Source organism: Rhodoferax sp., from assembly GCF_013297935.1.
Classification (GTDB): domain Bacteria; phylum Pseudomonadota; class Gammaproteobacteria; order Burkholderiales; family Burkholderiaceae_C; genus Allorhodoferax.
The window spans coordinates 431,578-445,970 of sequence record NZ_JAAFIX010000002.1 but is presented as its reverse complement, the minus strand read 5'-3'; the positions used below and the strand labels follow the sequence as shown (position 1 = coordinate 445,970).

The 14,393-nt window shown below is 58.1% G+C and carries 15 protein-coding genes; all 15 read left to right on the top strand.

The window, feature by feature from the left end; genetic code table 11:
- Window positions 1-12: 12 nt before the first annotated feature.
- The 15 genes from acpP to nagZ all read left to right on the top strand — a co-directional run bounded on the left by acpP (window position 13) and on the right by nagZ (window position 14,377).
- On the top strand, window positions 13-252 hold the full coding sequence (gene acpP, locus QZW03_RS05365) for an acyl carrier protein (RefSeq protein ID WP_296508934.1): 240 nt from the start codon (window positions 13-15) through the stop codon (window positions 250-252).
- 149 nt (window positions 253-401) lie between these two features.
- Window positions 402-1,646 (top strand): beta-ketoacyl-ACP synthase II, encoded by a 1,245-nt coding sequence (fabF, locus tag QZW03_RS05360; RefSeq protein WP_296508933.1) that lies wholly within the window; start codon window positions 402-404, stop codon window positions 1,644-1,646.
- Window positions 1,647-2,139: 493 nt separating this feature from the next.
- On the top strand, window positions 2,140-2,760 hold the full coding sequence (rpoE, locus tag QZW03_RS05355; protein WP_296508932.1) for an RNA polymerase sigma factor RpoE: 621 nt from the start codon (window positions 2,140-2,142) through the stop codon (window positions 2,758-2,760).
- Window positions 2,761-2,765: 5 nt separating this feature from the next.
- On the top strand, window positions 2,766-3,362 hold the full coding sequence (locus QZW03_RS05350; RefSeq protein WP_296508931.1) for an RseA family anti-sigma factor: 597 nt from the start codon (window positions 2,766-2,768) through the stop codon (window positions 3,360-3,362).
- A gap of 62 nt (window positions 3,363-3,424) precedes the next feature.
- Complete coding sequence (locus QZW03_RS05345) at window positions 3,425-4,369, top strand: MucB/RseB C-terminal domain-containing protein (protein ID WP_296508930.1); 945 nt, start codon at window positions 3,425-3,427, stop codon at window positions 4,367-4,369.
- 80 nt (window positions 4,370-4,449) lie between these two features.
- Complete coding sequence (locus QZW03_RS05340) at window positions 4,450-5,868, top strand: Do family serine endopeptidase (protein ID WP_296508977.1); 1,419 nt, start codon at window positions 4,450-4,452, stop codon at window positions 5,866-5,868.
- 475 nt (window positions 5,869-6,343) lie between these two features.
- Window positions 6,344-8,155, top strand: a complete 1,812-nt coding sequence (gene lepA / locus QZW03_RS05335) for a translation elongation factor 4 (protein WP_296508929.1) — start codon at window positions 6,344-6,346, stop codon at window positions 8,153-8,155.
- Window positions 8,155-9,120, top strand: a complete 966-nt coding sequence (gene lepB / locus QZW03_RS05330) for a signal peptidase I (RefSeq protein ID WP_296508928.1) — start codon at window positions 8,155-8,157, stop codon at window positions 9,118-9,120. The genes lepA and lepB overlap by 1 nt, the downstream gene beginning before the upstream one ends.
- A 33-nt stretch (window positions 9,121-9,153) precedes the next feature.
- The gene (locus QZW03_RS05325) at window positions 9,154-9,501 is read left to right on the top strand and encodes a DUF4845 domain-containing protein (protein ID WP_296508927.1); all 348 of its coding nucleotides are present in this window, start codon (window positions 9,154-9,156) and stop codon (window positions 9,499-9,501) included.
- Window positions 9,502-10,188 carry a ribonuclease III gene (rnc, locus tag QZW03_RS05320; RefSeq protein WP_296508926.1) on the top strand — a complete coding sequence of 229 codons (687 nt, stop codon included), beginning with the start codon at window positions 9,502-9,504 and terminating at the stop codon, window positions 10,186-10,188. It abuts the gene before it with no gap.
- A complete protein-coding gene (era, locus tag QZW03_RS05315) occupies window positions 10,185-11,255 on the top strand; it encodes a GTPase Era (RefSeq protein ID WP_296508925.1) in 1,071 nt (356 codons plus the stop codon). The genes rnc and era overlap by 4 nt, the downstream gene beginning before the upstream one ends.
- 49 nt (window positions 11,256-11,304) lie before the next feature.
- Complete coding sequence (gene recO / locus QZW03_RS05310) at window positions 11,305-12,054, top strand: DNA repair protein RecO (protein WP_296508924.1); 750 nt, start codon at window positions 11,305-11,307, stop codon at window positions 12,052-12,054.
- Window positions 12,051-12,800, top strand: coding sequence for a pyridoxine 5'-phosphate synthase (locus QZW03_RS05305; RefSeq protein WP_296508923.1), 750 nt, complete (start codon window positions 12,051-12,053; stop codon window positions 12,798-12,800). The genes recO and QZW03_RS05305 overlap by 4 nt, the downstream gene beginning before the upstream one ends.
- A gap of 9 nt (window positions 12,801-12,809) precedes the next feature.
- Window positions 12,810-13,226, top strand: a complete 417-nt coding sequence (gene acpS / locus QZW03_RS05300; protein ID WP_296508922.1) for a holo-ACP synthase — start codon at window positions 12,810-12,812, stop codon at window positions 13,224-13,226.
- Between the two features lie 47 nt (window positions 13,227-13,273).
- A complete protein-coding gene (gene nagZ / locus QZW03_RS05295) occupies window positions 13,274-14,377 on the top strand; it encodes a beta-N-acetylhexosaminidase (RefSeq protein ID WP_296508921.1) in 1,104 nt (367 codons plus the stop codon).
- Window positions 14,378-14,393 lie beyond the last annotated feature (16 nt).

Here is a 14,393-nt window from a genome sequence, read left to right as displayed (position 1 = left end):
TAGAGGGAACCCATGAGCGATATCGAAGTCCGTGTCAAAAAAATCATTGCTGAACAACTCGGCGTGGAAGAGTCTCAAGTAACCAGCGAAAAGTCCTTTGTGGCCGATCTGGGCGCTGACTCTCTGGACACAGTGGAACTGGTGATGGCTTTGGAAGATGAGTTCGGTATTGAAATCCCGGACGAAGATGCAGAAAAGATCACTACCGTGCAAAACGCGATCGACTACGCGAACACCCACAAAAAGGCGTAATTGCCTTGCGCAATGCGTTGACGCGCATTGCACCCCCCGGCCGGCAACCGCAGGATGATCGCCTGAAGGTGTCCGGCCGGTTCCTTCCAGTATTCTCTGTATCGCCCCCGGGCGGTATTTCTTTGACGAACTGTTAAATCCAGGTTTCTATGTCCCGTCGTCGCGTTGTTGTCACTGGTTTAGGTTGTGTCAGTCCCGTAGGTAATACGGTGACAGAGGCTTGGTCCAATCTGTTGGCCGGCAAGTCCGGCATTGATGTCATTTCCAAGTTCGATGCGTCTGCTTTTGCCTGCAAGATCGCCGGGGAAGTGCGTAACTTCGAGTTGGAGGCTTACATCAGCTCCAAAGAAGCCCGCACCATGGATACTTTTATCCACTACGGCATCGCTGCGGCCATGCAGGCAGTGGTGGACTCCGGTCTGAAGACCGGAGACGCGCTGGACGACGAAGAGGCCACCCGCATTGGCTGCGTGATCGGCTCCGGAATCGGCGGCTTGCCGATGATTGAAAACACCCACGCCGAGTACACCAACCGCGGCCCGCGACGTATTTCTCCATTTTTTGTGCCCGCCTCCATCATCAACATGACTGCGGGTCACGTCTCCATGCGCTACGGCTTCAAGGGCCCGAACATAGCGATCGTGACAGCGTGCACCACGGGCCTGCACTGCATCGGCGAGGCGGGGCGCATGATTGAGTACGGCGATGCCGATGTCATGATTGCCGGAGGCTCAGAGGCTACGGTTTCTCCATTGGGTATCGGTGGCTTTGCCGCCATGCGCGCGCTCAGCACCCGCAATGACGATCCGGCAACAGCCTCGCGTCCTTGGGACAAGGACCGTGACGGCTTTGTGCTGGGCGAAGGCGGCGGTGTCATGGTGCTGGAAGAGTACGAACACGCCAAAGCCCGAGGCGCCAAAATTTATGCCGAGTTGGCCGGTTTTGGCATGAGTGCAGACGCAGGTCACATGACAGCACCCAACATGGATGGCCCACGCCGTGCCATGCTCAGTGCGATGCGCAATGCAGGTGTCAACGCGGATCAGGTGGATTACCTGAATGCCCACGGCACTTCGACCCCATTGGGCGATGTGAATGAAACCAATGCCATCAAGGCCGCGCTGGGCGACCACGCGAAGCGCGTGGTGGTGAACTCGACCAAGTCGATGACAGGGCATCTCTTAGGGGGGGCAGGCGGCTTGGAGTCGGTGTTCACCGTGTTGGCGCTGCACCATCAAAAGAGTCCTCCCACCATCAACATCTTCAACCAAGACCCGGAGTGCGACTTGGACTACTGCGCCAACACGGCCCGGGACATGAAGATTGAAGTTGCGGTGAAAAACAATTTTGGCTTTGGTGGTACCAACGGAACCTTGGTGTTCAAGCGCGTTTGATACTCCGATAGCGCCTGCACTGAAGCTTCATGCAACGACCACCAGCGGCAAGCCTCAAGGTTTCGCGGTCGAACCGGTTGGGCTGCTTTTTTGGCAGCCTGATTTTTTTGTTTTCCTTGGCACCTTTGCACGCAGTGTGGAGCGAGCAGGCCTTATGGCGCAGCAGCGCCATAGCCCTCATTTGGTTGCTGCTGAGTAGCGTCTTGCTGCTGTCATGGCGCCGCATGCCTTCCGGTAGCTTGCGCTGGGATGGCGAGGCCTGGCACTGGAGTGGCAGTGCGCAGTCCATTCAAGCCGTGCGCATTCAATATGACTTCCAGCAATGTATGTGGATCCAAGTTCGGGTTGAGTCGGGTCCACAATTCGGGGTCTGGCTGGAGGCGGGGACTGCCCAACCTGAACAATGGCGAGCTATGAGGCGTGCCTTAGTTTGGTCCGATGAGGTCGGCTCACATGCAAGTCAAGCCGAGACACACAGCGTTCAGGTGCTTTCATGACGGATCTATTGGAGTCAGCGCCAGACGCAGATTGGCCTTTGGTGCAACGCACCATCGCCGGAGACCAGCGGGCGTACGGCCTCTTGGTGCTGAAGTATCAGAGGCGGATACAGCGACTTGTCGGGCGCATGGTGCGCGATGTCGACTTGGTGGAGGACATCACCCAGGAGACCTTCATTCGGGCGTATCGGGCTCTCCACCAATTCCGCGGTGACGCGCAGTTCTACACGTGGCTGTACCGTATTGCCGTCAACACGGCGAAGAAGAGTCTCCTGGAGTTGAAGAAGGACCGGACTATTTCGGAGTCTTTCTTTGCGCGTGACGAAGAAGATGAAACTTCTGTGCGCCAAAACGAACCAAGCAGTGATGAAACCCCGGAAACCGTGCTCGCAGCCAAAGAAATTGCAGGCGTGGTGAACACTGCGATGGAGGCCTTGCCTGAAGAACTCAGGCAAGCCGTCGTCCTGCGGGAAATAGAAGGGCTCAGTTATGAAGAAATTTCGCTTGCCATGGCATGCCCGATAGGCACCGTAAGGTCCCGCATATTCCGGGCCCGGGAGGCGATTTCGGCCAAATTGAAACCACTTTTGGATAAACAAACCGGCAAGCGTTGGTAAACATTATGGATAGCCTTCACCGCAATCAATCTTCCGTTCAGGAGCAGCTGTCTGCGCTGGCAGACGGTGAGCTGCAGCCTTCGGACATCGGTGCCTTGCTGGACACCCTGGAGCGCAACCCTGAGCACTACGCCGTGTGGACCGGGCTGCACACACAGGCGGCAGTGGCTCGGGGTGAGTCGGTCTCCGGGGCTTCCGGCGATCTGGCCTTCTGGCAAGCGCTCCAAGGCCAGCTTGCGCTGGAATCAAGCCTGCCGGTTGAGGCGGCTAGCAAGGAGGCATTGCCTTTGATTGCGCGTGCGGCAGTGCCTGCGAATGATTCATTCTGGAAGGCGCGCCGTCTGGCGTCTGTCGCGCTAGTGCTGGCCGTGGGCGGGATGGGCGCTATTTTGTGGCCCGGTGCGGGCACGGGGCAGATGGAGCTGAGCGCCAACCAAGTGCCGCCAGTTTTGACCGGCGCAAATACTGAAGCCGGCGTCATGCTGCGCGATCCCCAACTAGATGCCCTGATGGCAGCCCATCAACAAATGGGCGGTCATTCTGCATGGCAAGGCCCATCCGGCTTTCTGCGCAATGCGACCTATGAGAGGCCAGCCCGGTGATTTCAACGCGGCGAATAGTTTCCAATGTTGCGCGACTGGCGCTCTCCACCGTTGTGTGTGTGATGGCTGCGCTGCCAGCGGCGGCGCAAGAACCTTCGGTGAGTGCATGGCTCACCCGTTTGCATGAAGCATCGAAACATCGCACCTACACCGGCACCTTCGTCGTGTCCGCGGGTACGCAGATGGCTAGCGCCAAAATCTGGCATGTGTGCGAGGGTGAGCAGCAACTGGAGCGCATTGAGCCCCTCAGTGGCACTCCGAGGACCACGTTCCGTCGCAATTCAGAGGTATTGACGCTGTTTCCGACCGCGAAAGTCGGTATCGCAGAAACCCGCGAGGCTACTAGTTTGTTCCCGGGGCTTCTGAAGTCGCAGGGTGTTGCGCTGGATGAGTTTTATCTTCTGAAGTCCATGCCACCCGAGCGCCTGGCGGGGGTGGACACGGATGTGGTTTTTATCCAGCCCAAAGATAACCTGCGCTATGGCTACCGGGTGTGGAGTGAGAAAAAATCGGGCCTGGTGATTCAGTTACAAACGCTGGACGTTGATGGCAAAACACTGGAGCAGTCTGCGTTTTCGGAGCTGCAGTTAGATGCTCCTGTCAGCTCCTCCAAGCTGAACCAGATGATGGGTCAGACCGATGGCTACCGCATTGAGCGGCGCACCACGGAAAAAACGACCGCTGCTGCACAAGGATGGGCCATGGCGGGAGGCGTTCCGGGTTTCAAGGCCGCAGGGTGTTATGTCCGTCCCGTAGCGCTCCTGGCCGGTGCTTCAGGCAAGACCGAGTCGTCGATGCAGTGGATGTTTTCCGACGGGTTGGCAACCGTCTCCTTATTTGTGGAGCGATTCGACCCGACCCGCCATCTTCAAGTGGGTGCCGCCGAACTGGGCGGGGCCACCCGGACCCAAACCCGCAAGCTGGGTACATGGTGGATCACGGCAGTCGGCGAGGTGCCAACGAACACCCTTGCCGTATTTGCCCAGTCTCTTGAACGCAAGAAATAAGTCTCTATCTCCTTCTCTTTCAGGACATGTTGCAGATGACACATCACACCTTTTCAATTCGGCGTTGGGGTATTGCGGCCATGTTGTTTGCTACGGCAGCCACATTTCTTCCTGTATCCACGGTGAGTGCGCAGGTTCGTGCGCTCCCTGACTTCACGGATCTTGTGGATCAGGTCGGCCCCTCGGTGGTCAACATCAGAACCCTCGAGAAAGTCGCAGCCCGCAGTTCGCAGGGTGGTGGTGCCAACGAAGAAGAGATGTTGGAGTTCTTTCGACGCTTCGGATTGCCGATTCCCAACATTCCAAAACAAGCCCCTCGGCAGAATCGTCCGCAGCAGCAGGAAGAAGAGCAGCCCAGGGGGGTCGGATCCGGCTTTATTTTGACCAGCGACGGTGTCATCATGACCAATGCGCATGTGGTCGAAGGCGCAGACGAAGTCATTGTCACGCTCACGGACAAGCGTGAATTCAAGGCCAAGATCCTCGGTGCTGACAAGCGCTCGGACGTTGCGGTCGTGAAAATTGAGGCCACCGGGATTCCTGCCGTCAAGGTGGGCGATGTCAATCGCCTGCGGGTAGGGGAGTGGGTGATGGCCATCGGCTCGCCGTTCGGCCTGGAAAACACCGTCACCGCGGGCATTGTGAGTGCCAAGCAGCGCGATACCGGTGACTTTCTGCCCTTTATTCAGACAGATGTCGCGATCAACCCCGGCAACTCAGGTGGCCCGTTGATCAATATGCGCGGGGAGGTCGTGGGCATCAACAGCCAGATTTACTCACGCTCCGGTGGCTTTATGGGAATTTCCTTTTCGATTCCCATGGATGAAGCCGTCCGGGTGAGCGATCAATTGCGGGCCTCGGGTCGGGTTTCACGTGGTCGTATCGGTGTACAGATTGATCAAGTCAGCAAAGAAGTTGCCGAATCCATCGGTCTGGGCAAACCGACTGGTGCACTGGTAAGAGGCGTCGAGTCCGGCTCGCCCGCTGAAAAAGCGGGTGTAGAAGCAGGGGACATCATTACGCGTTTTGATGGCAAGGTCATCGAAAAGTCCAGTGACCTGCCCCGGATTGTGGGTGGAACCAAGCCCGGTACCAAGAGCAGCTTGACGGTATTCCGTCGTGGCGGCAGCAAAGAACTGCAGGTGGTAATTGCCGAAATTGAGGCAGACAAACCTGTAGCCAAGGCGCCGGCTAAAGAGGAGCGTCCTGCCACATCGCTTTCCACCCAAGTCTATGGTTTGACGGTATCGGCTTTGACCGAGGCCCAGAAGAAAGAAGCCGGCGTGCGGGGCGGTGTGCGTGTGGAAGCCGCGACTGACGCTGCCGCACGCGCGGGTCTGCGGGAAGGGGATATTGTTTTGCAGGTGGCGAACTCGGAGGTGTTGACCCTTAAGGAGTTTGATGCGGTGATCGCCAAGCACGACAAGACCAAAGCTCTTAATGTCTTGTTCCGTCGGGGCGACTGGACCCAATACGCGGTTATTCGCGCTGGACGCTGACCCGATCAACCCTAAAGCACAGCAGGCTATGGGGTTGTTTGCAGGGCCCCAAAAGCATTCACAAGAAGATTTTGGGTCTCGGCTCTTTGGAGGCCAGTGCCTAAATTCAGCGCTTGTTTTAAAGCGTTGGTTAGAATACGGGCTGAGTATGGATCAAAGCAGGTATATAGGACTTGCGATAATCCATGATGTGGGAAGCAAAGGTTTGCCCCACAGGCCTTCCACAGCTCTCTCACAAGTTGTTCAGTTGTTTTGTTTGAATCTTGTGGATAACTTGTGATTAAGGTTGATGTTGCCAAGTCGCAACGACCCCCGGACCGGATTTTTTCGGCTGTGTTTTTTGGACTTTTTGCCTACAATGAACGTCCAACTATCGCAGTTGCCAAAAGATTGTTGGTTCGGGGCGCGTCTCACCATGACGCGCCCTTTTTTCATGGCTGATCCTTTTAATTCAATTACTTGAAGCGCGTCGTTGATGAATCACATCCGAAATTTTTCGATCATTGCCCACATTGACCACGGGAAGTCAACGCTGGCCGACCGCTTGATTCAGTACTGTGGCGGGCTCGAAGCCCGCGAAATGGAAGCTCAGGTTCTGGACTCGATGGACATCGAGAAAGAGCGTGGGATAACCATCAAGGCCCAGACTGCTGCTCTGCAGTACAAAGCCAAAAGTGGGCAGGTCTACAACCTGAACCTGATTGATACGCCCGGACATGTGGACTTCTCGTACGAGGTTTCCCGCTCGCTGTCTGCGTGCGAGGGCGCACTGCTGGTGGTCGATGCTTCGCAAGGGGTCGAGGCGCAAACAGTGGCCAACTGCTACACCGCGTTGGATCTGAATGTTGAGGTGCTGCCAGTCCTCAACAAGATCGACTTGCCGAATGCAGACCCCGACAACGCCAAGAGCGAAATTGAAGATGTGATTGGCATCGACGCCAGCGATGCGATTGCCTGTTCAGCGAAAACCGGCTTGGGCATTGAAGACATTCTGGAAACCATCGTCGCCAAAATCCCTTCGCCCAAAGGCAACCCTGACGGACCTTTGCGCGCGATGATCATCGACAGCTGGTTCGACCCCTATGTGGGCGTGGTGATGCTGGTTCGCGTGGTTGATGGTCGTCTGGGTAAGGGCGAGCGCATCAAGATGATGGCATCCGGCGCGATGTACAACGCCGACAACCTGGGTGTCTTCACCCCCGCCAACCAACCTCGTAGCTCGCTGGAAGCGGGTGAAGTGGGCTACATCATCGCTGGCATCAAAGAGCTGCAGGCCGCGAAGGTGGGGGACACCGTGACCCTGGTGAAACAGGGCACCGGCGGCGCAGCCTTTACCGCCACCGAAGCCTTGCCCGGCTTCAAGGAAATTCAACCCCAGGTGTTTGCGGGCTTGTACCCCACCGAAGCCAGCGAATATGACTCGTTGCGCGACGCGCTGGAGAAACTCAAACTCAACGATGCATCCCTGCACTACGAGCCTGAGGTGTCACAGGCGCTCGGCTTCGGATTCCGCTGCGGCTTTTTGGGCTTGTTGCACATGGAAATTGTGCAAGAACGCTTGGAGCGCGAGTTTGATCAGGATTTGATTACGACTGCACCAAGCGTGGTGTACGAAGTGATGAAGAACGATGGCGAAGTCATCAAGGTCGAGAACCCCTCGAAAATGCCCGAAGTGGGCAAGACCGCCGAGATTCGCGAGCCTATTGTGACCGTGCACCTGTACATGCCCCAGGAGTATGTGGGTGTGGTCATGACCCTGGCGAACCAGAAGCGTGGTGTTCAGATGAACATGGCCTATAAAGGCCGACAAGTGGTGCTGACCTACGAGATGCCTTTGGGCGAAATCGTGCTCGACTTCTTCGACAAGCTCAAGAGTGTGAGCCGTGGCTATGCGTCCATGGACTACGAGTTCAAAGAGTTCCGCGTGTCGGATGTCGTGAAGGTCGATATTTTGCTCAACGGCGAGAAGGTCGACGCGCTGTCCATCATTGTTCACCGCAGCCAGTCGGCATACCGTGGTCGCGCAGTGGTCGGGAAGATGCGCGAAATCATCTCCCGCCAGATGTACGACGTGGCGATCCAGGCCGCTATCGGTGCGAACATTATTGCGCGTGAGACAATCAAAGCCCTGCGCAAAAACGTGCTGGCTAAGTGCTACGGCGGCGACATCTCCCGCAAACGCAAACTGCTCGAAAAACAGAAAGCCGGTAAAAAGCGCATGAAACAAATCGGCTCTGTGGAGGTTCCGCAAGAAGCCTTCCTCGCCATTCTCCAAGTGGAAGATTAATGCAAGCATTCACAGCAGCAGTACTGGCAGCCTTTGTGGGCTATGGTGCGTCCTGGTATTTTGGTTTGGTCGATGGCAACTTTGCGCTGCTCCTATTTCTGGCCAGTGTGGTAACCGGTGTCTATTGGTTGGCAGAACGTTTTTACTTTCTACCCCAGCGGCAGCGTGCGGTCGCTGAGCTGGAGGCGCAAGACATCAAGCGCCGTGAAAGCCTCACCCAAATGGGTATTACCCAAGTGGATGGCGATATCCAAGAGGCCAAAGTCAAGCTCTTGATGCAGCCCTGGTGGCTGGACTGGACTGCCGGTTTGTTCCCGGTGATCATTGTGGTGTTCTTGCTGCGCTCGTTTCTGTTTGAGCCGTTCAAGATTCCTTCGGGCTCCATGATCCCGACGTTGCTGGTGGGCGACCTGATCCTGGTGAATAAATTCACCTACGGAGTGCGCTTGCCAGTGATCAACCTCAAGATCACCGAGGGTAACAAGCCCCAGCGCGGCGATGTGATGGTGTTTCGCTACCCGCCCAAGCCCAGCTTGGACTACATCAAGCGAGTGGTTGGTGTGCCGGGCGACACCGTGGCGTATTTGAATAAGCGCCTGACGATCAATGGAAAACCGCTCGACACCAATGCATTGCCCGACTTCTTTGACGAGGACGCCAGCCAGTATTTCAAGCAGTTCGAAGAAACGCTGGGTGAAAAGCCCCACCGTTTGCTGAATGACGCACGTCGCCCGGCCTTCGTGGCGGGCATCGAGAAATTCGATGGTATGGAAAACTGCAGCTACACGGTCGAAGGCGTCACGTGCAAAGTGCCTGAAGGCCAGTACTTCATGATGGGTGACAATCGCGACAATTCGCTGGACTCCCGTTATTGGGGGTTTGTGCCTGATAAAAACATTGTCGGCAAAGCGTTTTTTGTGTGGATGAATTTCACCAATCTGAAGCGTATTGGCGCATTCCACTAAGTGTTTCATTAACTAGCGTCCGGAATATTCACTATGCCAAGCAAAGCTCAACAGCGCGGAATCTCGTTCATCGGTCTCTTGTTTGTGGGGGCCATTCTTGCCATGTCCGGCGTGATTGCCGCGCAGGCGTTTCCCACGGTGATCGAGTACTTTGCCGTTGAAAAGGCGGCACAGCGGGCTTCAACCGGGCAGTCGGTGGCGGAAGTCCGCTCCTTGTTTGACAAGCAAGCTGAGGTGGACACCATCAAGTCCATTTCCGGTAAAGACCTGGAAGTTACCAAGGTGGGCGACAAAGTCGTGGTGGCCTTTGCCTACGAGCGGGAAATCCACTTGGCCGGCCCCGCCTACCTCACCCTCAAATACGCAGGACGATCCAAATAAGTGGCAGATGGTTTGACCGCGCTGCAGCAACGGCTGCAGCACCAGTTTTCGAATGTTTCTTTGCTGTCGAGGGCATTGACCCATCGCAGCTTCTCCGCTGACCACTACGAGCGCCTTGAGTTTCTTGGCGACTCGGTCTTGGGGTTGGCAATCTCCGATTTACTCTACACCCGCTTAGCGTGTCTGCCCGAGGGAGACTTGTCCCGCGTGAGGGCCAACCTGGTTCGTCAGGAGACCCTGCACGAGCTGGCCTTGAAGCTCGGTTTGCCCGACGTACTCAAACTCGGCGAGGGCGAAATGCGCTCCGGCGGGCCCAAGCGGGCTTCCATTTTGGCGGATGCGCTGGAGGCCATCATCGGAGCGGTTTACTTGGACGCTGGCTTCAACACTGCGCAGGCGCTGGTGCACCGGCTGTTTGAGGCGGTCGAGATCAATCCTCAAATGCAGGCCATCAGCAAGGATGCCAAGACTGAGTTGCAGGAGTGGTTGCAGGGTCGCAAAATGAAGGTGCCCGTCTACACCGTCGTGGGTACGATAGGCGCCGCCCACAAACAAAGTTTTGACGTGGAGTGCGAGGTGCCTGAACTGCGCTTGTCGGAACGCGGCATCGGTGGTTCCCGCCGTGCCGGAGAACAAGCCGCAGCCGCAGCCATGCTGCAAACGATTAAAGCAAAGGTCAAATCATGAATGCTCCTAAAAATATAGCTGGTAACGCAGATTCCAAGAAGGCTAAGGGGCAAAAAGATGCTCAGTCCGCACCCGAGGTCGTCGAGGTTCAGGAGGATCTGGACGCGATGCTGCAGGGGCTGCTCAAGAGCACGCCCAAACTGGCCAGCCCGGGGGCCGATGGCGGTGACCAGCGTTGCGGTCTGGTGGCGATTGTGGGCAAGCCCAACGTAGGTAAATCCACCTTGCTCAACGCTTTGGTGGGCCAGAAGATCAGCATTACGTCCCGCAAGGCGCAGACGACCCGTCACCGTATCACCGGCATGCGCACCGAGGGGCAGACCCAGTTTGTGTTTGTGGATACCCCCGGTTTCCAGACCATCCACGGCAACGCGCTCAACAAGTCCCTGAACAAAGCGGTGCAGGGCGCTGTGTCGGATGTGGATTTGGTGCTGTTTGTGGTGGAGGCGGGTAGCTTCACCTCCGCCGATGAGAAGGTGCTCAAGCTCTTGGGTGACGGAATCCCTGTGGTTCTGGTGGCCAACAAGCTCGACAACGTGAAGGAACGTGCGGGCTTGGCGCCATGGTTGCAAGCCATGCAAGCCCGTGCCAAATTTACCGAGATGATTCCTCTTTCGGCCAAGAATGCCAAGGACATTGATCGCCTGCTGGGTATTTGCGAAAAATTCTTGCCCGAACAAGCGTGGTGGTACTCCGAAGACGAGTTGACCGACCGCAGCGAAAAGTTTCTGGCCAGTGAGTTGGTGCGCGAGAAGCTGTTCCGCCTGACCGGCGACGAGCTCCCTTACACCTCGACAGTGGTAATCGACAAGTTCGAAGAAGAGCCGCCCCAGAAAAAAGGCCAGAAGCGTTTGCTGCGCATAGCAGCCACCATCGTGGTGGAGCGCGATGGGCACAAAGCCATGGTGATCGGTGACAAAGGCGAACGCATCAAGCGCATCGGCATGGAAACCCGGGTCGAGCTGGAAAAACTGGCAGATGCCAAAGTGTTTCTGGAGCTCTGGGTCAAGGTGCGCTCCGGCTGGGCCGACGACGAGGCGCGCGTCCGTTCTTTCGGTTATGAGTAAGGTCACCCGCGGCGCTTGCGGGGCTTAAGCCCTCGCACCCCGACGAATCATGGCAACCAAGCGGATTGCGGATGAGCCTGCGTTTGTGTTGCACCGCTACGACTGGAGCGAGAGCAGCCTGATTCTGGAGGTGTTCACCCGCCACTATGGCCGGGTGGCGCTGGTAGCCAAGGGCGCCAAAAAGCCCACGTCGAGCTTTCGCCCCATATTGTTGCCGCTCCAGCCACTGCATGTGGCTTTTGGTGGCGATGCAGAAATCCGCACCCTGCGCAGTGCGGAGTGGCAGGGCGGCCATGTCATGCCGACAGGCGACGCGCTGCTCTCGGGTTACTACCTCAATGAGCTCCTGATCACCCTGCTGGCGCGGGACGATCCCCATGCCGAGCTTTTTGATATTTATGCCCACGTGGTCCGCGTGATTGCCAGCGAACATGGCGAAGTGCTCCAAGCCGCTCTGCGCACCTTCGAATTGCTTTTGCTGCGGGAAGTGGGCTACCTGCCCCCTTTGGATGCCCAGACCATGACCCTCGCGCCCTTGCGGGCGGATGCGCCCTATGTGCTGGTTCCTGAAGGTGGGCTGCGCCAAGCGGGTCCGGAAGACCGTGTCAGCTTGTCGGGCGCCCAGTGGTTGGCGCTGCAGGAGGCCGTGGCAGACCACACTCCGTTCACCTCGACGTTGCGCACCTGTGCCGGGGTCATGTCCGAGCTCAAGCCTCAGCTGAGAGCCTTGCTGCACTACCATTGCGGCGTTAAAACGCTGCGCACGCGGCAGATGATGATTGATATTCAAAGCCTATGAAAACCCATCTCTCCGTCAACCTCAACAAAGTGGCGCTGGTCCGCAACACCCGCCATCTGGGCATCCCCAGCGTCACCCGTGCGGCGACTTTGTGCCTGCAGGCCGGCGCCGCCGGCATCACCGTGCACCCGCGGCCGGATGCGAGGCACATCCGTGCGCAGGACGTGCTCGATCTGGCAGACCTGTTGAAGGCTTGGCCTGACCGGGAGTTCAACGTCGAGGGCAACCCTTTTCACAACCTGATGGACTGCGTGCGCGACCTGCGGGCACGCGGCTTGCCGGTGCACCAGGTTACGTTTGTGCCGGACTCGGAAGGGCAGTTCACCAGCGACCACGGTTGGGTGTTTCCGGCCGATGCCGCTCGCTTGCAGCCCTTGATTGCGGAGGCACATGCCTTGGACTTGCGGGTCAGCCTTTTTATGGATGCCGAGCCCGCCGCCATGGCGGCTGCCAAGGCCGTGGGCGCCGATCGTGTTGAGCTCTACACTGAGCCCTTTGCAGCTGCGTGGGGCACTGCCGGCCAGCAAGTGCAGTTGGATCGTTTTGCAGCGGCTGCACAGGCCGCGCTGGATGCGGGCCTGGGCGTGAATGCCGGTCATGATTTGAACCGCGACAACCTGGCTGCATTTGCGCAGCAGGTGCCCGGCTTGCAAGAGGTTTCCATCGGCCACGCCCTGATTGCCGATGCTCTGGAGCTCGGCTACGCCGAGACCATCAAGGCCTATCTGGCCTGCCTCGGGCAATAGAGGTAAACGGTGATCTACGGCATCGGCACCGACATCTGCGATGTGCGCCGCATCCGCGCCAGCGTGGAGCGCCATGGCGAGCGTTTCGCGGCCAAGGTTTTGTCGGATGCGGAGCTGAAGACCTGGCAGACCCGCAGCGCCCGCTGGCCCGAACGGGGCTTGCGCTACTTAGCCACCCGCTTCAGCGCGAAAGAGGCGTTCAGCAAAGCCATTGGCTTAGGCATGCGCATGCCCATGACCTGGAAGCTGTGCGAAATTGCCAATGAGCGTAGCGGCAAACCGGTCATCGTGCTGCATGGCGAACTCAAAGCCTGGTTTGAAGCCCAGGGGCTGCAGGCGCACATTACGGTGACTGACGAAACCGACTACGCCGCCAGCTTCTGCGTGGTCGAAACCCGCGAAAATAAGAGCCAAATTGGCAGCTAGCCCTCGTAAAATATGCGCAAGTAGCTCCTGAATTGATAGCAAATACCATGATATTCCACGCCCCCCTCATCATCGATATCGCCGGCACCAGCCTCACTGCCACGGACCGCAAGCGCCTCAAGCACCCCTTGGTGGGCGGCATGATTTTGTTTGCCCGCAACTGGCAGAACCGCGAGCAACTGACCGCGCTGTGCCGCGACATCAAAAAAGTGCGCGCTGATTTGCTGATCTGCGTGGACCACGAAGGCGGCCGGGTGCAGCGTTTCAAGACCGATGGTTTCACCCACCTGCCGCCCATGCGCGCACTGGGCGAGATGTGGATGCGCGACATCGTACCCACCACCTCCGCTAAAAAAGCCGGCGCGCTGGATGCGACCAACGCCGCCACGGCGACCGGCTACGTATTGGGCGCCGAGCTCCGCGCCTGCGGGGTGGACATGAGCTTCACGCCCGTGCTCGACCTCGACTACGGCGAAAGCAGCGTCATCGGCGACCGCGCGTTTGCGCGCGACCCGCGCGTGGTGAGCATGCTCGCCAAGAGCCTGATGCACGGCCTGCAAAAAAGTGGCATGGCCAACTGCGGCAAGCACTTCCCCGGCCACGGCTTTGTGAAAGCCGACTCGCACATCGACATCCCGGTGGACAAGCGCAGCCTCAAAGCCATTCTGGCGGACGATGCTGCGCCTTACCGTTGGCTCAACACCGTGACCAGCAGCGTCATGCCCGCCCATGTGATCTACCCCAAGGTAGACAGCCGCCCTGCGGGCTTCTCCAGCACGTGGCTCAACGACATTCTGCGCGGGCAGCTGGGCTTCACCGGCGCCATCTTCAGCGACGATTTGTCCATGGCCGGGGCCCGCCTGATAGACGGCAAAACCGTGAGCTACACCGAGGCAGCCTTGGTGGCCCTCAACGCCGGTTGCGATCTGGTGCTCTTGTGCAACCAGTCCATGGCCAATGCCGAGGGCGGTGGCAAAGCGGTGGATGCGCTGATTGACGGCCTCACCGAAGCCCAGCTCAAGGGCCAGTGGCAGGCGCTGGAAGCCAGCGAAGCCCGCCGCCGCGCGCTGCTGCCCACCAGCCCTGCGATGGCGTGGGACGACCTCATGGTGCACCCCGACTACATGCAAGCGCTCGACTGGATCGCCTGACCCGCCCGAGGCGGCA